Raw genomic sequence first — 23,806 nt, 5'->3', positions numbered from 1 at the left:
TGGTGTGTCAGTCCCTGGGGTCGTCGGGATCAAGTCCGTGCAACGGGAACACCGCACGACGCGTGTCGCGGATCGCCTTGTCCACCGGCTCCTCCGCGTCCCCGCCCCACGGCTGGTGCACAGGGTCGCACTCATCGGTCATCGACGCAGGCAAAGGCCAGCCAGGTGCGATGCGTGTCGCATGCGCCACCCAGTCCGCGGGCAACGGCCGGCTCGGATCCACATCGCGGTCCAGCACCGTCGCCAGCAGGTGCGTCCACGACCGCGGCACGACCCTGAGCAGCTCGTACCCGCCACCGCCGAGCGCCAGCCACTTGAACCCGTGCTCGTTCACCAGGTCCCGGAACGCCTGGTAGATCGCCCGGTGCCCGTCCACGCTCAACGACAGGTCCGCGAGCGGATCCTCCTTGTGAGTGTCCACACCGCACTGCGTGACCAGCACCTGCGGCCGGAACGCCTTCAGCAACGCCGGCACCGTCGCGTGGAACGCCCGCAACCACGCCCCGTCCTTCGTCCCCGCGGGCAACGCGACGTTGACCGCCGTCCCCTCAGCCCCCTTGCCGCCGACCTCACCGGCCCACCCGGTCCCCGGCCACAAGCTCATCGGATGCTGATGCAACGACACCGTCAACACCCGCGGGTCGTCCCAGAACGCCGTCTGCACCCCGTCCCCGTGATGCACATCGACATCCACATACGCGACGCGCTCCACCCCGTTGCGCAACAACCACTCGATGGCCACCGCACAGTCGTTGTAAACGCAGAACCCAGCCGCACTGTCCGGCATCGCGTGGTGCAGCCCGCCGGCGATGTTGACGGCCCGATCCACCTCACCCGACGCAATGGCCCGAGCCGCCGCCAGCGACCCGCCCACCACCAACGCCGAAGCCTCGTGCATCCGCTCGAACACCGGATTGTCCGGCGTCCCCAAGCCGTGCCCGACATCCCACCCAGCCGTCGGCGCGGCCTGCACCGCGCTCAAATAGCCAGGCAGATGCACCAGCTCGATCTCTTCGTCGCTGGCCGCCTCAGGCACCCGCAGCTCAACGCCCTCAAGCACCCCGAGCGCCGTCGCCAGCCGCACGGTCAGATCAAGCCGAACAGGATTCAGCGGATGGTCGCCACCGAGGTCGTACCCGAGGAAGGACCGATCCCAGACAACAGCGGCTGGCTTACCCATGCCCAGCAACCTACCCACCGAGCGGCTCATCCGGTGATCACGTCCCACCAGCCGCATCCGGGTGGCCGTTAGCCGTGCCCCGTGCCCAACCGACCAACGCCGCCTACAGTCCCTCCTCGCGGCCCACCCACGGGCCCCGGAACCAATTCCACTGAACAGGGGTCAGAGGCGACATGCACCTGCGACCGGCAGCCCTCCTCCTAGCGCTGACCCTGCCCCTGGCCGCCCTCACCGGCTGCGCGGAACAGGTCAAAGGCACAGCCTCGGCCGACCCCAACGCCGAAGCCCCCGCCACCGCGACCTCAACCCCGAAGAAGCCCTCCACCAGCACCTCCCCCTCCAAGCCGGCCGACCCCACCGCCCAGAAGCAGCAGGGCGACATCAAGATCGGCACCAAGAAGAAGGCAAGCGGCCTGGAAACCTGCGGCGTGCTCAAAGCCGCGGACATCGAAGCCGCGACAGGCGGCAAGTCCTCAGCGGATGGCGGCTGCATCCACACCACCACCGGTCCCTCGACCATCATCACCCAGATGGTCACGGTCCCGGACGTGGCGGACCAGGACGGCGAGAAGAAGCAGATCGACATCGGCGGCAACACCGCCTGGCAGGTCAGCGCCTCCACAGAGGACTGCCAGGTCACCGTCATGCTGACCGACGACCCGGCAGCCATCACCTCGGCCTTCTCGGTGAGCGTCCTGGCCATCGACGAGCTGGACGCGTGCGCCACAGCCCTGAAGCTCGCCACCCAAGGCTTCGACCGAATCCCCAACGCCTGACGCCCACCGCCACCCAAGCCACTCGAGCCAGGCCGCTCGGGCCAAGCCGCTCGACGAGGCCACCCGAACCTGACCGGACCAGCCCAGCCGCGCCGCGTCAGGCGCCGGTCGCGACCTCCCGGTCCAACGCACACCAGTTGGACCACGACCCGGCGTACAGCGCCGCCGGCTTCTCCGCCGATGTGATCCCGGCAACCTCCAGAGCCAGCACGACGGACGAGGCCGTCACACCAGACCCGCAGTAAGCGCCAACCGCAACGCCGCCCGACACCCCGATGCCCTCGAACCGCTCGGCCAACTCGGCCGCCCCGAGCCACCGCCCGTCGCCACCAACGTGCCCGGTAGTCGGCGCGTTGAGCGCACCGGGGATGTGCCCGGCCTTGGGATCCACCGGCTCGGTCTCCCCGCGGTAACGCGCCGCCGCCCGCGCGTCGAGCAGCACGCCCTCCTGCGCCAGCGCCGCCGCCTCGTCCGCCTCCAGCACAGGCATCTGCCCAGGCCGAACCACCACGTCACCGGCCGCATCACCCGTCGGTGGCACCGGCACCTCGGCCGTCACCGGCAGACCGGCCGCCTCCCACGCGGCGAACCCGCCGTCCAGCACCGCCACCTCGCCGTACCCGGCCCACCGCAGTAGCCACCAGACCCGCGCAGCGACCGAACCGTCCCCCGCGTCGTACGCCACGACATGGCCGCCCTCGCGCACGCCCGCGCGGCGCAGCACCTCCTGCAACAGCCCAGGATCCGGCAGCGGATGCCTGCCGCCGACACCCGGAGGAGCCGACAGCTCGGTGTCCAGATCCACGTACACCGCGCCAGGCACGTGGCTGACCTCGTAGTCTTGGCGTCCGGGTGGTCCACCGAGACGCCACCGGACGTCCAGCACGACGGTGGCCGGCCGCGCACTCAGCGCGTCGGAGAGGGCCTCAGGAGTGATCAAGGGATGCACGACTCACATCCTGCACCCGCGCGGACACCTGTGTCCCCCGGCACGACTACCATTGACACCATACGAAGGGGAGCGGGTGTGAACGACCTCATCGACACCACGGAGATGTATCTCCGCACGATCTACGAGCTCGAAGAAGAGGGCGTGGTGCCTCTGCGCGCCCGCATCGCCGAGCGTCTCGGCCAAAGTGGACCGACGGTGAGCCAGACCGTCGGCCGCATGGAGCGCGACGGCTTGGTCGTCGTGGCGGAGGACCGCCACCTCGAGCTCACCGAGCAGGGCCGCAACCTCGCGATCGCCGTCATGCGCAAGCACCGGCTCGCCGAGCGCCTCCTCGTGGACATCATCGGGCTCGAATGGGAGCACGTGCACAGCGAGGCGTGCCGCTGGGAGCACGTGATGAGCGAGGCGGTCGAGCGCAAGCTCATCAAGCTGCTCGGCAACCCGACCACCTCGCCCTACGGCAACCCGATCCCCGGCCTCGACAAGCTGGGCGACGGCGAGCCCGCCCCACCCGCCGAGGCGGACCTGGTGCGCGTGGACGAGGTGGCCCGGCGCGGCGGTGGCAAGGTCGAGGTGCGCCGCATCGCGGAACACGTCCAGCTCGACCCGGACCTCATGGCCGAGCTGAAGGACGCCGGCGTGGTGCCCGGCGGCACCGTGCAGGTCGAGGCGCTCGGTGGCGCCAAGGTCGTCCAGGTGCGTGGCGGCAACGGCACCGTGGCGGAGCTCGACCCCGCGGTCGCCCACGCCGTCCTGGTGCTCGCCCGGTGACCCAGGCGGCACCCGCGGCGAAGGCGGCCGAGGCGTTCCAGCGCCTGCACGGACGCACTCCCGAAGGGGTCTGGTCGGCACCAGGCCGCGTCAACCTCATCGGCGAGCACACCGACTACAACGACGGCTACGTGCTGCCGTTCGCGTTGCCCCACCGCATCGCGGTCGCGGCGTCGCCCCGTGCGGACAGCGTGCTGACCGTCAGCACGCTGGGCGACGACGGCGGGGTGCAGGACGCGGACCCGGTCGTGATCGCCGACCTAGTCCCCGGGACCGTCAAGGGGTGGGCCGCGTACCCCAGTGGCGTCGCCTGGGCCCTGCGGGGGCAGGGGATCGACGTCGGAGGCGGGGCGGACCTCGTCCTCGCGGGCGACGTGCCCGCAGGGGCCGGTCTTTCCTCGTCGCACGCTCTTGAGTGCGCGGTCGCCCTCGCCCTCCTGGGCCTTGCCGGCGTCGACGCCGAGCGGCCCGACATCGCCCGCTGGGTCCAGCGTTCCGAGAACGAGTTCGTGGGCGCACCGACGGGAATCCTGGACCAGACGGCATCGCTGTGCTGCGTCGAAGCGCACGCCCTGTTTTACGACGTACGCTCCGGCAAGCCGGAACAGATCCCGTTCGACGCGGCTGCCAGCGGGCTCGAAGTGATGGTCGTCGACACCCGCGCCAGCCACTCCCACGTCGACGGCGGCTACGGCGCCCGGCGGGCAGGCTGCGAGCGTGCCGCGGGCATCCTCGGCGTCCCCGCGCTGCGCGACGTCGACATCGCCGAGCTCGGCGACACGCTCGTCCGGCTGCCCGAAGAGCTGCGTCCGCTGGTGCGGCACGTCGTGACCGAGAACGACAGGGTCCTGCGCACCGTAGAGCTCCTCCGCGCGGGCAGGCTCGCCGACATCGGCACCCTCCTCTCGGCCTCCCACGCGAGCCTGAGGGACGACTACCGGGTCTCCTGCCTGGAGCTCGACGTCGCCGTCGACTCCGCGATGGCCGCCGGGGCGCTCGGTGCGCGCATGATCGGTGGCGGCTTCGGCGGCTCGGCCATCGCCCTCGTGCCCGTCGAACGGCACGACGAGGTCGAACGGGCCGTGCTCGCCGGCTTCTCCTCGCGCTCGCTCACGCGGCCGAGGCTCTTCACGGCGGTTCCGTCCGCGGGCGCGGGCAGGGACCGGTAGCGAACAACGATCTTGACCAGGAATGCGAGGACTGTGGTGAAGCTGCTCGTCACGGGCGGGGCCGGATACGTCGGCAGCGTGTGCGCCGCCAGGCTGCTCGAAGCCGGACACGAGGTGGTCGTCCTCGACGACCTCTCCACCGGGCACGAGGACGCCGTCCCCGCGGGAGCGCGCTTCGTCCGGGGTGACATCGCCGAGGTGATCGGCGACGTCCTCGCAGAAGGGTTCGACGGCGTTCTGCACTTCGCGGCGAAGTCCCTCGTTGGCGAGTCCATGCAGGACCCCGGCAAGTATTGGACGGGCAACGTCCTTACGGCGATCCGCCTCCTTGATGCGATGAAGGATCACGGCACGCCGAAGCTCGTCTTCTCCTCGACTGCCGCGACGTACGGCGAGCCGCGGGAGGTGCCGATCCCCGAGACCGCGGCGACCGCGCCCACCAACACCTACGGCGCCACCAAGCTGGCCATCGACCACGCGATCACGTCGTACGCCGCGGCGCACGGCCTGGCGGCGACGAGCCTGCGGTACTTCAACGTCGCCGGCGCCTACGGCGGCATCGGCGAGCGTCACGCGACCGAGACCCACCTCATCCCGCTCGTCCTGCAGGTCGCGCTCGGGCAGCGAGAGCACATCTCGATCTTCGGCGAGGACTGGCCCACCGAGGACGGCACCTGCGTCCGCGACTACATCCACGTCACGGACCTCGCGGACGCCCACCTCCTGGCGCTCGACCACGCCACCGCCGGTGAGCACCGGATCTACAACCTCGGCAACGGCACCGGCTTCTCCGTGAAGCAGGTCATCGACACCTGCCGCGAGGTCACCGGGCACCCGATCCCCGCCGTCGTCGCCCTCAGGCGCGCCGGCGACCCTGCCGTCCTCGTCGCCTCCGCCGAGCGCGCCCGCACGGAGCTCGGCTGGAAGCCCGAGCGCGCCGACCTCGCCGGAATCGTCCGCGACGCGTGGGAGTTCACCCGCGCCCGGCACGGAGCCTGATCCGGGATGACCGACTTCGCCTCCTTCGAGAGCTACAACGCCACACCGAGGCTCGCCTCGCTCGCGCTGTCCCCGGACGGCACGCGGCTCGTCACCGTCGTCTCCACGCTCGCGCCTGACGGCAAGACGTGGCAGGGCGCTCTCTGGGAGGTCGACCCCACCGGCGAGCGGGACGCCGTGCGGCTCACCCGCTCCGCCAAGGGTGACTCCTCCCCCGTCTTCGCACCGGACGGGTCGCTGCTGTTCCTGTCGGCGCGCCCGGACCCGCTCGCGAAGCCGGGTGAGGCCAAGGAGCAGAAGGCGCTGTGGCGGCTTCCGGTCCACGGCGAGGCCGCCGAGGTCATGAGGCCGGGAGGCGGAGTCGGTCAGATCCGTGCCGCGGGCGAGACGCTGCTGTTCACGTCGTCGGCGTACCGCTTCGCGGAGTTCGGCGACCAGGACGACGCCAAGCGCAAGGCCCGCGAGGACGCTGGAGTGACGGCGATCCTGCACGAGTCGTACCCGATCAGGTACTGGGACTCGGACCTCGGCCCGAGCTACCCGCGCCTGTTCGCGGCGCCCCTCACGGACGCCACCGCCGAGAAGGTCACCACTCTCAGCGAAGACTCCGAGAGCAGGCTCAGCGACGAGGACATCTCGCTGAGCCGCGACGGGAAGTGGGCCGTCCACGGCCACGGTGTCGACGTCAGCGCCTCCTACGGCCGCAGGACCGAACTTCGGCTCGTGGCAACGGACGGCAGCTCGTCGCGCGTCCTCGCCTCCGAGGACGGTTTCTCGTTCTACGACGGCGCTTTCACGCCCGATGGCACCGCTGTGATCGCGATCCGGTTCCGAGAGTCCACTGCGGACTCCCCGTACCGGCGCGACCTCGTGCGCATCGACGTGGCGGACGGCTCGATCACGCCACTGGCGCCCGATTTCCAGGAGGAGCCGGACCACCCGGTGGTGAGCCCGGACGGGTCCGCGGTGTTCTTCACCGCGAGCCACCTCGGGCACCAGCCGACGTGGCGGCTGGACCTCACGACCGGTGAGATCACGAAGCTGACGATCTCGGGTTACTACAGCGACGTGATCGTGAGCCCGGACGGCGACACGCTGTACGCACTGCGCAACTCGGTCGACCACCCGCCACAGCCCGTGCGGTTCGCCACCACCGGAGCCGATCAGGACCCGGAACGGCTGCGCGCCCCCGGTGCCCTCGCCTCGGTGCCCGGCACGCTCACGGAGATCTCCACGGTCGTCGCCGACGGCAGGACCGTGCGCTCCTGGCTCGTGCTGCCGGAAGGCGCCTCCGCCGACAACCCCGCCCCGATGGTGCTGTGGGTCCACGGCGGCCCCGTCATGAGCTGGAACGGCTGGACCTGGCGCTGGAACCCGTGGCTGATGGCCGCCCGCGGCTACGCCATCCTGCTGCCCGACCCCGCCCTGTCCACCGGGTACGGGCCGGAGTTCATCGAGGCCGGCTGGGGCCGCTGGGGTGCCGAGCCCTACACCGATCTCATGGCCATCACGGACGTCGCCGTCGAGCGGGCTGACATCGACGCCTCCCGGACCGCGGCCATGGGAGGCTCGTTCGGCGGCTACATGGCCAACTGGATCGCCACCCAGACCGACCGGTTCCGCGCCATCGTCACGCACGCTTCGCTGTGGCACCTCGACGCGTTCTCCGGCGGCACCGACAGCTCCTACTTCTGGATGCGGGAGATGGGAGACCCCCTCACCCGGCCGGAGCGGATCCAGGCCAACTCCCCGCACCTGCGGGTCGCCGACATCAAGACCCCGATGCTCGTCATCCACGGGGACAAGGACTACCGGGTTCCCATCGGCGAGGGGCATCGGCTCTACTTCGACCTCGTCCGCCACGGGGTCAACGCGAAATACCTTTACTTCCCAACCGAAAACCACTGGATTCTCACCCCCGGCAACTCTCGGGTCTGGTACGAGACGGTGTGGGCGTTCCTGGCCGAGCACGTCCTGGATCAGGACTGGGAGCGACCGGAACTGCTCTGAGCGCTGGAGAGCAACCTGCGGGCGTCGTCCTGGTACTTGGAGGACAACGCCCGCATCTCCGCCGGCGGGAACCCTGCGCTGACAGCGCCGCGCAGCAGCTTGGCCAGCGCGTGGCCCGGACAGGCTTCTTCCGCCGCGTCGAGTGCGATGGACGCGATCCCGCCATCACCGCGCTGGTAGGCGTAGAACGCGAGCAGGCACGCGGGCTCGGCGCGTTCGGGGGCGGGGCACGACCTGGTGAGCTCGAGCCAGAGACGTTCGGCCATCCTGGACCTCGCGTGGATGGCGAACGCCATGCTCGCGTCCCGCACCTCGGGCACGGCCAAGGCTCTCGCCAACGCGACGATCTCCGTGTCCGGCAAGGGCCCCTTGCGTTCCGCCACCGCGTCGATCGCGTCGCGGACCCGGTGCAGCTCCGTGCCCGGATCGGGCTCGCCGCTGCTCGTCATGAGCTCGTCGAGCAACGCGGATCTGCGCTCGAGCGCATCCGATGGGTCGAGCGCCGCGATCGCGGCCATCGCCGCACGCGACTCGAAAGTCACCTGGCCCTCGTGGGCCGACGCTGCGGCAACAGCTGACAGCCCGGGGTCCGGAAGTGTTCCGTGGCAGTCGATGTCGAGGTAGCAGAGCCACCGCGCGTCCTTCTGGCACGACGGCAGCCACACGGCTTCGACGACCTCGACACCCACGCAGCCCAGTTTGTTTCTGAGCGTGGTGACCAACGGTTCGTGCGGCAGTTCCTCCGGCATGTGCTCGCACGGCGGGCACACGACGGCCAGGATCACGTCCGTCGCGCCGTGCTCCAGCAATGGCGCTTCCAGTTGTGCCGCAAGTGTTCCCCTATGTCGTGGACGCGGCAGGTCGACACGCATGGTCATGCTGATCACGTTGTCCTGCAGCACCAGCACGACGAGCGAGTCGGACGGGTGGAACCCCATCAGGTGCGGAATCGCGGCGTAGAGGTCGCCGGCGCCACGGACTCGGATCGGTTTCGGGAGGGTTGTGGGCATGGGCCCACAGTGGGGGTTCGGGCAGGGGGGTGGGTGGGGTGGGCGCGAAGTTGTGGACAACTCGGCGGTTGTGGACAGGTTGAGATCTTGAAGCGCTCGGGAGCGGGGTTTTGTCGGGGGTGGGTGGTAGGTTGCCGCGCTGCGGTCCCTGGATCAGGGACCGCAGCGCGGGCATCCGTCAGATCGTCTGGAACACCGCGCGCCAGCCGCCCACGACGGGCAGCTCGACCGACGTGCGGGCGAGATCCAGCGACAGGCCCGCACCCGGCTTCGGGCGCAGCGTGTAGTCGTAGTCGCTGGAGATCAGCACGAACTCGAGCCGGTGGCCGGCCTGCAGGATGTAGTCGTCCGGCACGATGGGCACGTCGACGTCGTAGAACTTGCCCGGCTTGATCGGCGATGTCTTGTCCGGCCGCTCCCGGTTCTGCGGGTCGGTCGAGCCGCGCGTGATGACGTGCGACTTGCCGTCAGGAGCCCGGTCGACGAGCAGCGTCGTGACGTTGGCCGCGGGCCGGTCGAAGGCGATCCGCAGGTGCGCGGTCGACTTTCCGGACAACCGCAACGACTTCTGCGCCGGCTCGGTGGCGTAGGACAGCCGGTTGGGAGAAGAAGCCTGGTCGATCAACGACTCCGCCGTCTTCGTCGCGTCGTCGGTCAGCTTCTCGACGCCGTGGCCGGGCCGGATCCCGAGGCCGCCCTTGGTGGATCCGCCCGCGGACAACCGCAGCCGCACGTCGGACGTGCCGGGCGCCGGCCAGTCCTTCTCGTCGACCCACGTCTTGTCCTCACGCTGCAGCGTCGCCTTCGGCTCCTTGTCGACGCCGTTGCGGTGACCCCAGAGGTACTGGGTGAACCAGCGGTTCAGTGTGCGCCGCCACTCGACCGAACGCAGCGTGTCGGCATCCGTGTGACCCGACTGGTGCAGCCAGATCTTGTGCGGCACACCGACCTTCTTCAACGCCGAGTACCACTGCTCGACGTGCGTCATCTTGACGTTCCAGTCGTTGAGCCCGTGCACCGCCAGCACGGCCGCACGAACCTTGCGGACGTCGTTCAGGTAGTTCCGCTTGTCCCAGAACCTGCTGTAGTCACCGGTGATCCGGTCCTGGTCCTTCGCGATCTCGGCGATGATCGGCTTGCAGATCTCCCTGTCCGCGCGGGTGTAGACGTACTCGGCGAGCACGTCGGCGTCCTCACCCTGGAACGTGCCGGGCGCGACCACGGCACCATCGGCGCGGTAGTAGTCGTACCAGCTGGAGATCGCGGCGATCGGCACGATGGCTTCCAGACCGCGCACACCCGTGGAGGCGACGGCGTTGGGCAGCGTTCCGTTGTAGGAGACGCCCATCATGCCGGTCTTGCCGGTCGACCACGTCGCCTTGATGGCTTCGCCCGTTGCGGTACGGGCCGGCGCACGGCCGTTGAGCCAGTCGACGACGACACGCGCACCGATCGTCTCGTTCACGTCGCCCGTCGTCGGACAGCCCGTGGACTTGCCGGTACCGAGCGATTCGGCGTAGACGACCGCATACCCGCGCGCGATGAAGTAGGCCTCGTAACGAGCCGACGTGATCGGGTTCGGGCCGAGGGCAGCGGTGACGCGTTCGTCGGAGGAGGCCTTCAGCAGACGGCCATCGCGCTTGTCAGGCACGTACAGCTCGACGTCGACGTTGTGGTTCGCGACGTCGTTGCCGCCCGAGAAGTACGGGCTGACCATGTATACAACCGGCACTTTGAGGCCGCGTTCGGTGGCGCGCGGCCGGACGACCTCGGTGTAGACCTCGTCGTCCTTGCCGTCGCGGTCGCTGTCGACCGGCGCCCGGACCCAGAGGCTCTCCTTGACCACGTCCTTCGGGTCGAAGACGGGTTGCGCCTCGCCGTCCTTGAACACGGGTCCTTCGGCGGCCTGGGCCGTCGTCGGAAGGAAAGGCAGTACTAGCACCGCTGTCAGCAATGCGACTCTTCGTGCGCCCCTCACGAGGCACCCCCAATGCAAGGCCAGGTACAGGGATTCGCCCTGCACCCTTCCCGTTGACTGCAAGACATGTCACCCGTCGATCGGCCCTTGACCTGAGAGCATGGGCCGTGCACATTTCCGACTTCGTCCACGCGCTGCCGAAAGCCGAGCTGCATGTCCACCTCGTGGGCGCCGCTTCTCTCGACACCGTCCTCGCGCTCGCCCGCAACCACCCCGACGGACCAGTACCGACCGACGAGGCGGCGTTGCGGAAGTTCTACGAGTTCCGGGACTTCCGGCATTTCATCAACGTGTATGGAGTAGTCAACGACCTCGTCACCACGGGCGAGGACGTCCGCACTCTCGTCGTCGGCTACGCCCGTGACGCCGCGCGAACCAATATCCGATATGCGGAGCTCACGATCAGCGCGACGAGCCACCTGCGGGCGGGCATCGAACCTGACGAGCTCGTCGAGGCACTGGCGGCAGGCAGGGAGGAAGCGCTGGCCCTGCACGGCGTGGCGCTGCAGTGGATCTTCGACATTCCTGGCATCTGGGACCGCGACTGGGGCATGACGAGCGCACGGTTCGCGTCCGAGCACCGGCCGGAAGGGCTGGTCGGGTTCGGGCTGGGCGGGTTCGAGTCGGACTCGCCGCGGGCGAAGTTCCGGGAGGCGTTCGCGATGGCGCGCGACGCCGGGCTGCACATGGTGCCCCACGCCGGTGAGACGACGCCGCCGAGCGAGATCTGGGCCGCGCTGCACGATCTGCGCGCCGAACGGATCGGGCACGGCGTGAGTTCCGTGCAGGATCCCGAGCTGCTGCGGCACCTGGCTGACGAGGGCGTCGTCGTCGAGGTGTGCCCGACGTCGAACATCCGCACTGGCGCGGTGAAGTCGTTGCACGAACACCACCTGCCCCGGCTCGTGGAGGCCGGGGTGCCGGTGGCGCTCAGCACCGACGACCCCGGCATGTTCCACACCGACCTCGACCGCGAGTACCTCTTGTGCCACGAGCGGTTCGGTTTCAGCCGCGACGAACTCGCCGGGCTCGCGCGCGCGGCGGTGCGGGCGTCGTTTGCCCCGGCTGAGCTGAAGGACCAGCTGCTGAAGGAGATCGACGCCCTATGACCGGTGCATGTGTGGTGACGACGACCGTCGACTCAGCCGAAGCCGCGGAGTCGTTGGCGAAGGGCATCGTCGAGGCACGCCTCGGCGCGTGTGTGCAGATCCTGCCGTGTCGCAGCGTCTACCGATGGGACGGCGAAGTGCGCGTCGACGCGGAATGGCAGTGCGTCGTGAAGACGTCCGCCATCCGCGCCGACGAACTCGTCGCGCACATCAAGGCGCATCACACCTATGACACGCCCGAGGTCATCGTCACCCCCGTGGTCGGGGGCAACGACGACTACCTCACATGGGTCTCAGAGGAGACCTCGTAGATGACGCGGCAACGGCTCGGTGTGCAGGACGCCGAGCCGTTGTGTCGCCCTCGTCAACGCCACGTACAGCTCGCTGGGTGACATGTGCTGCGGTTCGACGACGATGACGACGTCGAACTCCAACCCCTTCGACGCGCGCGGGGACATCCAGCTGCCGCCGATGACCGCGATCGTGCGCCCGTTGCGTGCAACGGCGTGCGCGTCGAGCTCGTCGCGCACAGCCGCCGATATATCAGTGACGCGGCGGGCCCACGGGCGGACGCCGGACTTGCGCACCGACACCGGCGCCGACGCGTCGGGGTCGACGAGCTTCAGGACCGGGGTGGCGACGGCCATGATCTCGCCGGGTGTGCGGTAGTTGACCTCCAGCCGTCGGTAGGTGAACCGGTCGAACACCGAACCCCAGCTCCGCACGCCACCCGCCGCCTGGCGCTGGGCCAGGTCGCCGACGACGGTCATCGACCTGTTGGGGCACCGGCGCAGCAGTACTCGCCAGTCCATTGCAGACAGTTCCTGCGCCTCGTCGACGACGACGTGTCCGTAGGTCCACGTGCGGTCGTCAGCGGCTCGTTCAGCGAGGGTGCGATGGTCGCGCACCTCGTGCCGGTCTGCGAGCACGTCGGCGTTGACGAAGTCCGTGACGATGTACTCGTCGTCGTCCGCGCGTTCGTCGATCGAGAGAACATCCATCACACCGCGCGCGTATTCGAGCTGTTCCTCCTCCTCACGCCTGACAGCGCGCTCAGCGGCTCCATCGGACCCGAGCAGTTCGGCGAGCTCGTCGAGCAGCGGCACATCGGATACCGTCCACGCTTCGGCGTACTCCCGGTACAGCTCCGGCACTCCGATCCGGAAGCACCGGCCCCGGTACAGGTCGGCGAGCAGCTGCTCCGGGGTGAGCAGGGGCCACAACCTGTCGACGGCGGCGCGCAGCTCGGCGCTGTGCCGAAGCTCGTGGCGCACGTCCTCCTCGATCTCCGGCCAGTCGACGCCGATCAGACGCAACGCCGGCGCGACCAGCTCCTCGGCGAGCGCGAGGAAGAAGTACTTGCGGGCGGCGTTGTGCGGCAGCCCGTAGTACCGCGTCTTCTCACGCGCGACGGCGGCGATGTGCGCGTCGAGCGGGACGACGACGTCCTCCAGTTCGATCTCGACGGGCTCGTCGGGAAGCTCCTGCCGGTCGGCGACGGCGACGGCCAGCAGGTCCAGAACTGATATATCGCCTTTCAGTCGTTGCAACGACGGGGTGTCCTCGGCGTCGGTCACCACGCCGGGGTAAAGCTCGCCCGGTGTACCGAATACAACGTCGGTCTCTCCCAGCGACGGCAGGATGTCGCCCACGTAGTTGAGGAAGCCGGTGTTCGGGCCGACGATCAGCACACCGTGCCGCGACAGGCGTTCACGACGCGTATACAACAGGTATGCCACGCGGTGCAGGGCCACGGCGGTCTTGCCGGTGCCGGGGCCGCCCTCGATCACCAGCACGCCGGGACCCGAGTAGCGGATGATCTCGTCCTGCTCGGCCTGGATGGTCGAGACGATGTCCCGCATCGTCGCGGTCCGCGGCGCGTTGAGTGCGTCGAGCAACGCTGTCGTGTCGGACAGCAGTTCGTCGTCGTGGAAATCGCGCAGCTCCCGGTCGCGGACGCGGAAGTGGCGGCGCAGCACCAGGCCTTCCGGGTTCGCGGCGGTCGCGGTGTAGAACGGCCGTGCCGCCGGCGCTCGCCAGTCCAGCAGCAGCGGTTCGAACTCGTCGTCGAACAAGCCGACGCGTCCGATGTAGGTGCATTCGCCTTTCGCAGAGTCGATGCGACCGAAGACCAGCCCCTCCTCCGCCGCGCGGTACTTCCCTACCTCCCTCGTCAGCACGTGCACGGCGGCTTCGCGGTCCAGCCTCTGGGTGGTGCCGTCCCGCAGCACGGCCGCAAGGTCCGCGGCCGCTTTGTTCCGTTCCTGGTCGAGCTTTTCATACAGAGAGGTGATCCGTGCCTGTTCGCTCGCCAACACCTTGCCCCCTGTGATACAATAGTTCTGTCTTCCCGGAAAATTCATTCCGAAAATACAAAGCCATTCTTTGTATCACAGGTCAGCCGCGCACGGCACCCTTTGTCAGATCCGCGATGAAATTGCGTGCGCCGATGAGGAAGACGATCAGCAGCGGGATCACCGCGAGCACCGTCCCCGCCATCAACATGCCGTAGTCGGTGTCGTGCGTGCGGTTGAGCTGGCCCAACGCGACCTGCAGCGTCACCTGGTCCGGGTCGACCAGGACGACGAGCGGCCACAGGTAGTCGTTCCACACGCTGATGAACGTGAAGATCCCGAGGAACGCGAGCGCCGGCCGCACTACAGGTAGGCCGACGTGCCAGTACTGCCGGAAGAATCCGCAGCCGTCGAGCCGCGAGGCCTCCAGCAATTCGTCGTGCACCGCACCTGAAATGTACTGACGCATCCAGAAGATGCCGAAAGCGTTGATCACCGCGGGCACGATCAGCGCTTTCAGCGACCCGACCCAGCCGAGCTGCGCCATCACCACGAACTGCGGGATGGCCGAGAGTTGCGGCGGGATCATCATCGTCCCGAGCAACAGCACGAACAACGCGTTGCGGCCGGGGAAGCGGAACTTGGCGAACGTGAAAGCCGCGAGCGAGTCGAACACCAGCACCAGAACCGTGGCGCCGACGGCCGCGAGCACGGTGTTCAGCATCGACCCGAAGAAGTCGATCTCGTCGAACACCTTGCCGACGTTGACGAGCAGCTCGCCGCCCGGTGTCAGCACCGGAGGGAACTTGAGGATGTCCTCCGTAGCGTTGGTCGCCATGACGGCCATCCAGTAGAACGGGAACAACGACACCAGCACGCCCAAGACCAGCAAGACGTGGCGCTTCACGGCCTCTCCCCTCGCTGCACGAGCCGCCAGTTGATGATCGAGAAGATCAGCACGACCAGGAAGAGGCCGACGCCGATCGTCGCGCCGTAGCCGAAGTCGTTGTGTTTGAACGCCTGCTGGTACAGGTAGAGCACCATCGTCAGACCGGACTGGCCCGGCCCGCCCTCCTCACCGACGAGGATCTGCGCCTCGGTGAACGTCTGCAGCCCGCCGATCGTCGACGCGATCACCGTGAAGAGGATCACCGGCTTCATCATCGGGATCACGATGCGCCACAACGTCTGCCAGCGGCTCGCACCGTCCACAGTGGCCGCGTCGAGCACCTCGCCCGGAATCGCCTGCAGCCCGGCGAGGTAGATGATCGCGTTGTAGCCGGTCCACTGCCACACGATCAGCGCCGAGATCGAGACCTTGATGCCCCACTCACTCGTGAGCCACGGCACCGCTCCCCCGCCGATCCACTCCAGCACGGCGTTGAGCAAGCCGAAGTGACTGCTGAAGATCGACCCGAACACGATCGCGACCGCCACCAGCGATGTCACGCTCGGTACGAAGTATGCAATCCGGTAGAAGGTCGTGAACCGCACCGACGAGTGCAGAACGTATGCAATCACCAGGCCGAGGAACAGCGTCGGCACCGTGGACATCACCCAAATCTCGAGGGTGTTCACGAGAGAGAGCCAGAAGATGTCGTCGGTGACCAGGAACTTGAACTGGTCGAGCCCGACGAACCTCATCTCGCCGATGCCGTCCCACGTGTGGAATGCCAGGTAGCCGAGGAACATCATCGGGAACAGCCCGAACACGCCGAACAGCAGGAAGAAGGGCGAGATCGCGAGGTACTGCGGCAGGTACTTCCTCATGAGAGCCCCACGTGGTCGGCGATCCTGCGGGCCTTGTGCTGCACGTCGCGCCACGCCTCCTCAGGTGGTTTGCCGACGGTCTCGACGTTGATGAGCTCGTCGTAGAACAGCTGCGCCAGTCGCGGCTCCCACGGGCTCATGTAGGCGACCGGTACCTGTTTCGCGGAGTCGGCGAAGGTGTCGACGATGATCTGCCCGCCGAAGTAGTCATCCGGTTGCCGCAGGTCAGAGCTAGCGAACGCCTCTGGGGTGGAGGGGAACAGGCCCAGGTCGAGGAAGCCGCGCACCTGCTGCTCCGGGGTGAGCAGCCAGGTGACGACCTCGAACGCCTTCTCGGGTTCGCGGCAGTACTTGGTGATGCTGAGGAACGAGCCGCCCCAGTTCGCCGCGCCGCCCGGAGTCCGGGAGACGCGCCACAGTCCCTTGGAGTCCGGTGCGCCGGCCTTCAGGTCGGCGGCGGCCCATGACGCGCCGATCATGCTCGCGACCTCGCCGGTCGTGAGAGCGGCGTTGACGTCGGGGCTGCCGTCCTGCATCGCGGCGTTGATGCCGAGCCGGTGCGCCTTGATGGCCAGGTCCCACGCGTGGCGAACGTGGTCGTCGTCGCCAATGTATTGCTTGTGCTCGTCGACGAGCTGGCGCGTCGACTGCGCCATGGCCATGTTGTAGACCATGCGGAGGTTGAGGATCATCGACGCGTCCTGCTTCATGACGACGCCGGCGTCGAAGTAGTCCTCCCAGGTGCGGATGCTCTCGGCCTTGACTCCGTGCCGGTCGAAGACGTCCTGGCGGTAGTAGAGACCGGTGGGGCCGGTGTCGATCGGGAAGCCGATCATGCGGCCTTCCGCGGTGATGCCCTGTTGCCACTTCCAGTCGAGGTACTGCGGTTTGAACCTGTCCGCGCCTAGCGTCCGCAGGTCGGCGAACTCCTCGGCGTTCGGGAAGAACGCGGAGATGTCCTCGCCCTTGAGGCCGGTGATGTCCGGGACGTGGGACTTGCCCGCGAGGTTCGTCATGAGCTTCGCCTTGAACTGCGCGCCGGCCTTGAGCGGGCGCAGTCCGGAGAACTTCGTCGTGGCTTCCTCGAGCGACTTCTCGCTCAGGCCGCCCGACCACATCCACAACGTCATGCCGTCGCGTGACTCGGTCGCGCACCCTGCCGCGGCCAGGCCCATCAGCGCGAGGAATGCTCGCCTGTTCATGAGAGTTCGTCCGATGTCGGGGCGGCTGTCGCTCCGCCGGGTCGTTGCACCGAGAGCGCGGCTGCTCTGTTCGCGAACGTGAGACGTTCTTGCAAGGGCATGCCGTTCAACGTCGCGTGCACGAATGCCGCGCCGAACACGTCGCCCGCGCCCGTGCTGTCGATGCAGTCAACGTTGATTCCGTCAACCTCGGCGTGCTCGCCAGTCACGTTGTCCACTGCCAGTGCGCCCCGCGCGCCTCTTGTCACGACAGCGATGGGGACGATGTCGGCGAGCTTCTTCAGTGCGTTCTGCGGCGTGTCGGTGCGCGTGTATGCCATCGCCTCCACCTCGTTCGGCATGAAGGCGTGACAGTGCTCGAGCTGGTGCAGCAGTTCCGGCCGCCACTGCTGCGTGGGGTCCCAGCCGACGTCGGCGAAGACCAGCCCCGGAAGATCCGCCACTGATATATCGGCGACTGGATCCAGGTGGACGATCGACGCGCTCGTCGCGGGCGCTGTCGTATGCAGTGCTTTTGTATGCAGGGCGGGCGGCGGCGTGCCGTGCGTGATGAGGGCGCGGTCGTCGTCGTAGGACAACGCAACCGTCACCGGTGTCGCCCAGTCCGCGAAACGGCGGGAGCAGGTGAGGTCGACGCCCTCGTTCTCGAGGAAGTCCCAGCAAAGGGTGCCGTGGGCGTCGTCGCCGAACGCCGCGGCCAGCACCGGCCGGGTGCCGAGGCGGGCGAGGGCGACGGCGAAGTTCGCGATGCCGCCCGGTCCGCTCGCCATGCCGCCGGTCCAGAGCTCCTCACCTGGTGTCGGTGGCTTGGGCAGTCCGGTGAAGACCAGGTCGTAGAAGAGCAGTCCGGACAGGTAGACATCGTTGTCATCCTGGACGTCGCGCACGCTGCCCCCTTCCAAGGTTGCGCAAGAGAGTGCGCCAGATGTGCACGAGTTGGCAAGAGTTTGCTCAAGTTTGCGCGACTTGGGAGGTACGGTGGCCGCATGCTTCCCCAGAGCAGACGCGAGCTGATCCTGCGCACACTGCGCGCGGACGGGCCGAGCGAGGTGCGCTCGCTCGCAGACAAGCTCGGCGTCAGCCAGGCGACGATCCGCCGCGACCTCGAACACCTCGACGCCGACGGCAAGCTGACCCGTGTGTACGGCGGGGCGATGACCCTCGACCCCGGCGAGGTCAACAGTGACATCAACGGGGACATCAACGGGGACGACATCGACGATCCGTTCGCTGACGTCGCCGCCGAACGAGCCGAGGACAAAGACACCGTGGCGCGCGCGGCCGCCGACATGGTCCAGGACGGCGAGACCGTGCTGCTCGACATCGGCACCACGATGCACCGGCTCGCCCACCACCTGCACGGCAAGCGGATCACCGTCATCACGAGCAACCTCGCCGTCTTCGACGAGCTGCGCGACGACGCCGACATCGAGCTCGTCCTGCTCGGTGGCATGGTGCGGCGGCGCTACCACTCGCTGGTCGGGTTCCTCACCGAGGACAACCTGCGGCAGGTCCACGCGGGCCGGCTGTTCCTCGGCACCAGCGGCGTGCGCGGCGACGGCGCCGTCATGGACACAACGCTTGTCGAGGTACCGCTCAAGCGCGCGATGATCAAGGCCGCGGACCAGGTCGTGCTCGTCGCGGACGGCGGGAAGTTCCCCGGCGTCGGCGTCGCACGCGTTTGCGGACCCGGCGACCTCGACGTCGTCGTCACCACCGCGTCGGCCGACCCGGCGACGCGGCTCGCATTGCAGGAAGCCGGAGTGGACGTGATTACGGCATGAAGCTGGTCATCCTGGGCGGCGGCGGATTCCGTGTACCGCTTGTATACCGAGCGTTGCTCGCCGACCGGTCGCCTGGCCGGGTCACCGAGGTCGTGCTGCACGACCTCGACGCCACCCGGCTCGCAGCCGTTGGCGGCGTCCTGACCGAGCTCGCAACTGATATATCGGATGCGCCGAGCGTGACGACGTCGACTGATCTCGACGAGGCGCTGCGCGGAGCCGACTTCGTGTTCTCCGCGATCCGGGTCGGCGGACTCGACGGGCGCGCTGCCGACGAGAGCGTCGCTGCGGGGTGCGGTGTGCTCGGACAGGAGACAGTCGGCGCGGGTGGGATTGCATACGGTCTGCGTACCGTGCCCGTCGCGCTCGACATCGCACGTCGTATATCAGTGCACGCGCCGGACGCGTGGGTCATCAACTTCACGAACCCCGCCGGCATGGTCACCGAGGCGATGTCCGCGCACCTCGGCAACCGCGTCATCGGCATCTGCGACTCCCCCGTCGGGCTTGGTCGCCGGGTGGCACGAGCGGTCGGCGCTGATCTCGAGGACGCGTGGCTCGACTACGCCGGACTCAACCACCTCGGCTGGCTGCGGGGCGTGCACGTGCACGGGCACGACGTCCTGCCGGATCTGCTCGCCGACACCGAGAGGCTGGAGTCGTTCGAGGAGGGCAAGCTCTTCGGCGCGGAGTGGCTGCGGACGCTGGGTGCCATCCCGAACGAGTACCTGCACTACTACTACTTCACGCGTGAGGCGGTGGAGTCCGGCGCGTCGCGCGGAGCGTTCCTGCTGGAGCAGCAGAAGGGGTTCTACGCGGAGCCGTCGTTGGAGAGCTGGGAGCGCACCCGCCTCGAACGCGAGCAGACCTACATGGCCGAGACGCGCGACGACGACCGCGACACCGACGACCTCGACGGCGGCGGCTACGAGCAGGTCGCGCTCGATCTGATGCACGCGATCGCGTCCGACAAACGCACCACGCTGATCCTCAACGTGCCGAACAAGACAACGTTGTCATGCCTGGACGCCGACGCCATCGTCGAAGTGCCGAGTCTCGTCGACGCGAACGGCGCGCGGCCCGTCGCGGTGAGCCAGGTGCCCGACGAGGGCGTCGGACTCGTCACCGCGCTCAAGGTCGTCGAGCGCGCCACCATCCAGGCGGCCATCAGTGGCGAGCGTGCCCACGCGGTGAAGGCGCTGGCGCTGCATCCACTCGTCGACTCCGTCGGCGTCGCTCGCAAGATCGTCGACACCCACCCGTTCCTGTCTGGAGTTTTCCGTGCACGATGACCGGCGGCTCGTCGAAGACCGGCTGTCGCGGGCGTTGACGACCCGCGTCCTGCCGGCGATATATCAGTCGTCCGTGCCGTTCACCGTCGAGATGTGGCGGCTGCCGGACGAGCCGATCCAGTTCGCGCAGGCGATGGAGGAGGCCGAATGGGAGCCGTTCGAGATCGGCGACCGGTGGGGTGCGCCGTGGTCGACGACGTGGTTCCGCGTCAAAGCGACCGTGCCCGACGAGTGGCCCAAGAATGAACACGGCTTGCACGTCGAGGCTGTCTTCGACCTCGGCTTCGAGGACGCGTGGCCCGGAAACCAGGCCGAAGCGCTTGTATACAAGTTGGATGGAACGCCCATAAAGGGTGTGGCACCACGCAACAAGCACGTGCCCGTATCCGATATATCAGTCGAGTTCCTCATCGAGGCGGCGGCGAACCCGGACATCCTCAAGCACGACTTCCAGCCCACTCCGTTCGGCGACAAGAAGACCGCGCCGCCGGCCCCGATGTACCGGCTGGACAAGGCGGAGCTGGCGATGCTGAACGAGACCGTCTGGCACCTGAGCCTCGACCTCGAGGTGCTGCGCGATCTGATGCTGGAGCTGTCCCTCGACGACCCGCGCCGCCACGAGATCCTGCGCGCCATCGAACGCTCGCTCGACGCCCTGGACCCGCACGACGTCGCGGCGACGGCGCAGCAGGCGCGCGACGAGCTCGTCGACGTCCTGAGCAGGCCGGCCCACGCGAGCGCGCACACGTTGTCCGCGATCGGCCACGCGCACATCGACTCCGCCTGGCTGTGGCCGCTGCGGGAGACCGTGCGCAAGGCGTCGCGCAGCTTCGCGAACGTCACCTGGCTCGCGACCCAGTACCCGGAGTTCGTGTTCGCCGCCTCCCAAGCCCAGCAGTACGCGTGGGTCAAGGAGAACCAGCCGCGGATCTACGAACGCATCCAAGAAGCCGCGAAGAACGGCCAGTGGCGCCCGGTCGGGGGCATGTGGGTCGAGTCCGACGCGAACCTTCCCGGCGGCGAAGCACTCGCCCGCCAGCTGACCCACGGCAAGCGCTACTTCCTCGACGAGTTCGGCATCGAGTGCGAGGAGGTGTGGCTGCCCGACTCGTTCGGCTACACCGCGGCGTTCCCGCAGTTAGCGGTTCTAGCGGGCGCGAAATGGTTTCTCACCCAGAAGCTGTCGTGGAACCAGACGAACAAGCTGCCGCACCACACGTTCTGGTGGGAGGGGATCGACGGCAGCCGCGTCTTCACGCACTTCCCGCCGGTCGACACCTACAACGCGGAGATTCTCGGCAAGGAGCTCGCCCACGCCGTCCGCAACTACGCCGAGAAGGGCCGCGGCACCCGGTCGCTGCTGCCGTTCGGCTTCGGCGACGGCGGTGGCGGCCCCACCAGGGACATGGTCGAACGCGCCCGCCGCCTCCAGAACCTCGAAGGCTCCCCCAAGGTCGAGATCGAGCCGCCGCACGAGTTCTTCCGCAAGGCCCAGGCCGAGTACCCGGACGCGCCGGTGTGGTCCGGCGAGCTGTACCTGGAGCTGCACCGCGCCACTTACACCACGCAGTCGCGCACCAAGGCCGGCAACCGCCGCAGCGAGCACCTGCTGCGCGAAGCCGAGCTGTGGGCCGCGACCGACGCCGTCCACAACGGACACGACTACCCGTACGACGAGCTCGACGCGTTGTGGAAAACCGTGCTGCTGCACCAGTTCCACGACATCCTGCCCGGCAGCTCCATCGCGTGGGTGCACCAGGAGGCCGAGCAGACCTACGCCGACGTCGCGGAGCACCTCACCAAGATCACGCGCGCAGCCCAGGAATCGCTCGGCGGCGGCGTGTTCAACACGAGCCCGCGCGATCGAGCCGAGGTCGTCGTCAGCGACGGCAAGCCGATCTTCGTGAGCGCACCCGCGTCCGGCATCGGGACTACGAGCGAGCCCACGAACCCGGTCACCGTCAACGGTCGTGTGCTCGACAACGGCCTGGTGCGGGTGGAGTTCGACGAGAACGGCCTGATGACCTCTGTCGTCACCGACGGCCGCGAAACCCTTGCCGGGCCTGGCAACCTGCTGCAGCTCCACCCCGACTTCCCGAACTACTGGGACGCCTGGGACATCGACGCGCACTACAAGCGCAAGCACACCGACCTCGTCGACGCCGACGAGGTGACCTTCGAAGACCACGGTCCGCTGCGCGCCACGGTCAGGGTCGTCCGCTCGTTCGGCCGGTCGAAGGTGACCCAGCTGATCTCGCTCAACGCCGGATCGAAGCGGATCGACGTCGACACCGAGATCGACTGGCACGAGTCGGAGAAGATCCTCAAGGCGGCATTCCCGCTCGACGTCCACGCCGAACGGTCCGCCGCGGAGATCCAGTTCGGGCACGTCCACCGCCCCACGCACGCCAACACCAGCTGGGACGCCGCGCGGTTCGAGGTGTACGCGCACCGGTGGGTCCACGTCGCCGAACCGGGCTTCGGCGTCGGCGTGCTCAACGACTCCACATACGGCCACGACATCACACGGCACGGACGCGCGACCGTCGTGCGGTTGAGCCTCGTGCGCGCGCCGCACATCCCGGACCCGCACGCGGACCAAGGCGTGCACCGGTTCCGTTATGCGCTGCTGCCGGGCGCGGACGTCGGCGCCACTCTCGCGGAGGGCTACGCGCTGAACCTGCCGTTGCGGATCATGCCAGGCACGTCAGACCACGTGCCGTTGGTGTCCATCGACTCCGATGCAGTCGCGGTCGAGTCGGTGAAGCTCGCCGACGACAGGTCGGGTGACGTCGTCGTCCGGCTGTACGAGTGCCTCGGCGGGCGGGCGCGGTTCACGCTGACGCCTGGTTTCGAGTGCGTGCGCGCGCAGGTGACGGATCTGCTCGAACGACCGCAGCAGACCGTGTCCCTGGAGGACATCGAGCTGCGGCCGTTCCAGATCCTGACCCTGAGAATGGAACGTCTGAAATAACCGAGTGATGTCCGGTCGGTGTCCGCGCTAGCTTCGCCGCGTGGACACCGACCTGTTGCGGCAGCTCAACGACGACATCTGGCACCCGTTCCGGCTCGCCTACGCGAAGCTGGACGCGCCGGCGTTCCTCGACCTGCACGCGCCTGAACTGATCCGCGCGGGCGGGCAGACCAAGGAGCTGCTCGGGTTCGAGGACTACTCCGACCAGGTCGCGAAGTGGTTCGCCGGACTCGCGGACCGCGGCAGCTCGGTGACCATCTCGTTCCGGTTCGTCGAACGCATCGCGTCTGATGCCCTCGCGAGCGAACGCGGCATCTTCCAGATCAGGTCGAGACGCGCCAACGGCGACGAGCGCACCTTCTACGGACGCTTCCACACCTATGCGCGACGCACCGACGGACGGTGGCGCATCTGCGTCGACTACGACACCGACGAACGGTCAGCGACGCTGGAGTCGGAGTTCCTCGCCGCGGTCGACGCCGACGACGTCGAGGCGTTCAAGACTGGAGCCTGATTCTTGGGGCCTGATGCCGAAC

20 protein-coding genes are annotated in these 23,806 nt (G+C 68.2%); 11 read left to right on the top strand and 9 right to left on the bottom strand.

All coding sequences use genetic code 11. The features are described 5' to 3' along the window. Positions 1 to 7 precede the first annotated feature (7 nt). Positions 8 to 1,180, bottom strand: coding sequence for an acetoin utilization protein AcuC (locus AB0M24_RS19435; protein ID WP_363769086.1), 1,173 nt, complete (start codon positions 1,178 to 1,180; stop codon positions 8 to 10). Between the two features lie 173 nt (positions 1,181 to 1,353). On the opposite strand from AB0M24_RS19435, the gene AB0M24_RS19430 reads away from it, so the two are divergent. Beyond that, positions 1,354 to 1,956: a hypothetical protein gene (locus AB0M24_RS19430; protein WP_363769083.1), complete on the top strand. Its 603-nt coding sequence runs from the start codon at positions 1,354 to 1,356 to the stop codon at positions 1,954 to 1,956. A gap of 97 nt (positions 1,957 to 2,053) precedes the next feature. On the opposite strand, the gene AB0M24_RS19425 is transcribed toward AB0M24_RS19430, so the two are convergent. Next, positions 2,054 to 2,905 carry a sulfurtransferase gene (locus tag AB0M24_RS19425; RefSeq protein WP_363769080.1) on the bottom strand — a complete coding sequence of 284 codons (852 nt, stop codon included), beginning with the start codon at positions 2,903 to 2,905 and terminating at the stop codon, positions 2,054 to 2,056. Positions 2,906 to 2,983: 78 nt separating this feature from the next. Between AB0M24_RS19425 and AB0M24_RS19420 the strand changes: the two genes are divergently transcribed. Genes AB0M24_RS19420 through AB0M24_RS19405 form a run of 4 tightly spaced genes read left to right on the top strand, consistent with a single transcriptional unit; the run spans position 2,984 to position 7,857 of the window. After that, positions 2,984 to 3,679: an iron dependent repressor, metal binding and dimerization domain protein gene (locus AB0M24_RS19420; protein ID WP_363769077.1), complete on the top strand. Its 696-nt coding sequence runs from the start codon at positions 2,984 to 2,986 to the stop codon at positions 3,677 to 3,679. Further along, positions 3,676 to 4,848, top strand: coding sequence for a galactokinase (galK, locus tag AB0M24_RS19415; RefSeq protein ID WP_363769074.1), 1,173 nt, complete (start codon positions 3,676 to 3,678; stop codon positions 4,846 to 4,848). The genes AB0M24_RS19420 and galK overlap by 4 nt, the downstream gene beginning before the upstream one ends. A 36-nt stretch (positions 4,849 to 4,884) precedes the next feature. Next, positions 4,885 to 5,847: a UDP-glucose 4-epimerase GalE gene (galE, locus tag AB0M24_RS19410; protein WP_363769071.1), complete on the top strand. Its 963-nt coding sequence runs from the start codon at positions 4,885 to 4,887 to the stop codon at positions 5,845 to 5,847. A gap of 6 nt (positions 5,848 to 5,853) precedes the next feature. Then, positions 5,854 to 7,857, top strand: a complete 2,004-nt coding sequence (locus AB0M24_RS19405; RefSeq protein WP_363769068.1) for a S9 family peptidase — start codon at positions 5,854 to 5,856, stop codon at positions 7,855 to 7,857. On the opposite strand, the gene AB0M24_RS19400 is transcribed toward AB0M24_RS19405, so the two are convergent. Together AB0M24_RS19400 and AB0M24_RS19395 are read right to left on the bottom strand one after the other, a co-directional pair. Continuing rightward, positions 7,827 to 8,867, bottom strand: coding sequence for a DUF4192 domain-containing protein (locus AB0M24_RS19400; protein ID WP_363769065.1), 1,041 nt, complete (start codon positions 8,865 to 8,867; stop codon positions 7,827 to 7,829). The two genes, AB0M24_RS19405 and AB0M24_RS19400, sit on opposite strands and share 31 nt — an antisense overlap. Positions 8,868 to 9,045: 178 nt before the next feature. Continuing rightward, positions 9,046 to 10,845 carry a Xaa-Pro dipeptidyl-peptidase gene (locus AB0M24_RS19395; protein WP_363769062.1) on the bottom strand — a complete coding sequence of 600 codons (1,800 nt, stop codon included), beginning with the start codon at positions 10,843 to 10,845 and terminating at the stop codon, positions 9,046 to 9,048. A 107-nt stretch (positions 10,846 to 10,952) separates the two neighbouring features. Between AB0M24_RS19395 and add the strand changes: the two genes are divergently transcribed. Then, a complete protein-coding gene (add, locus tag AB0M24_RS19390) occupies positions 10,953 to 11,954 on the top strand; it encodes an adenosine deaminase (RefSeq protein WP_363769059.1) in 1,002 nt (333 codons plus the stop codon). After that, complete coding sequence (cutA, locus tag AB0M24_RS19385) at positions 11,951 to 12,265, top strand: divalent-cation tolerance protein CutA (protein ID WP_363769056.1); 315 nt, start codon at positions 11,951 to 11,953, stop codon at positions 12,263 to 12,265. The genes add and cutA overlap by 4 nt, the downstream gene beginning before the upstream one ends. Here cutA and AB0M24_RS19380 read toward each other — a convergent pair. From AB0M24_RS19380 to AB0M24_RS19360, 5 genes are all read right to left on the bottom strand, one after another. Then, positions 12,248 to 14,272, bottom strand: coding sequence for an ATP-binding domain-containing protein (locus AB0M24_RS19380; RefSeq protein ID WP_363769053.1), 2,025 nt, complete (start codon positions 14,270 to 14,272; stop codon positions 12,248 to 12,250). The two genes, cutA and AB0M24_RS19380, sit on opposite strands and share 18 nt — an antisense overlap. A gap of 79 nt (positions 14,273 to 14,351) precedes the next feature. After that, positions 14,352 to 15,155, bottom strand: a complete 804-nt coding sequence (locus AB0M24_RS19375; protein WP_363769050.1) for a carbohydrate ABC transporter permease — start codon at positions 15,153 to 15,155, stop codon at positions 14,352 to 14,354. Then, the gene (locus AB0M24_RS19370; protein ID WP_363769047.1) at positions 15,152 to 16,018 is read right to left on the bottom strand and encodes a sugar ABC transporter permease; all 867 of its coding nucleotides are present in this window, start codon (positions 16,016 to 16,018) and stop codon (positions 15,152 to 15,154) included. Before AB0M24_RS19370 ends, AB0M24_RS19375 begins: the two co-directional genes overlap by 4 nt. Then, positions 16,015 to 17,220, bottom strand: a complete 1,206-nt coding sequence (locus AB0M24_RS19365) for an extracellular solute-binding protein (RefSeq protein WP_363769045.1) — start codon at positions 17,218 to 17,220, stop codon at positions 16,015 to 16,017. The genes AB0M24_RS19370 and AB0M24_RS19365 overlap by 4 nt, the downstream gene beginning before the upstream one ends. Then, complete coding sequence (locus tag AB0M24_RS19360) at positions 17,217 to 18,107, bottom strand: carbohydrate kinase family protein (protein ID WP_363769042.1); 891 nt, start codon at positions 18,105 to 18,107, stop codon at positions 17,217 to 17,219. Before AB0M24_RS19360 ends, AB0M24_RS19365 begins: the two co-directional genes overlap by 4 nt. 99 nt (positions 18,108 to 18,206) lie before the next feature. Between AB0M24_RS19360 and AB0M24_RS19355 the strand changes: the two genes are divergently transcribed. Genes AB0M24_RS19355 through AB0M24_RS19340 form a run of 4 tightly spaced genes read left to right on the top strand, consistent with a single transcriptional unit; the run spans position 18,207 to position 23,784 of the window. Then, complete coding sequence (locus tag AB0M24_RS19355; protein WP_363769039.1) at positions 18,207 to 19,004, top strand: DeoR/GlpR family DNA-binding transcription regulator; 798 nt, start codon at positions 18,207 to 18,209, stop codon at positions 19,002 to 19,004. Further along, complete coding sequence (locus AB0M24_RS19350) at positions 19,001 to 20,296, top strand: 6-phospho-beta-glucosidase (protein ID WP_363769036.1); 1,296 nt, start codon at positions 19,001 to 19,003, stop codon at positions 20,294 to 20,296. Before AB0M24_RS19355 ends, AB0M24_RS19350 begins: the two co-directional genes overlap by 4 nt. Next, positions 20,286 to 23,270, top strand: coding sequence for a glycoside hydrolase family 38 C-terminal domain-containing protein (locus AB0M24_RS19345; RefSeq protein ID WP_363769033.1), 2,985 nt, complete (start codon positions 20,286 to 20,288; stop codon positions 23,268 to 23,270). The genes AB0M24_RS19350 and AB0M24_RS19345 overlap by 11 nt, the downstream gene beginning before the upstream one ends. A 40-nt stretch (positions 23,271 to 23,310) precedes the next feature. Beyond that, complete coding sequence (locus AB0M24_RS19340) at positions 23,311 to 23,784, top strand: DUF4440 domain-containing protein (protein ID WP_363769030.1); 474 nt, start codon at positions 23,311 to 23,313, stop codon at positions 23,782 to 23,784. The last annotated feature ends 22 nt before the right edge of the window (positions 23,785 to 23,806 follow it).

The sequence above is a fragment of the Lentzea sp. NPDC051838 genome (assembly GCF_040681245.1).
Classification (GTDB): Bacteria; Actinomycetota; Actinomycetes; order Mycobacteriales; family Pseudonocardiaceae; genus Lentzea.
Note: the sequence above shows the minus strand (reverse complement) of the source record. Positions and strands in the feature narration are given on the sequence as shown.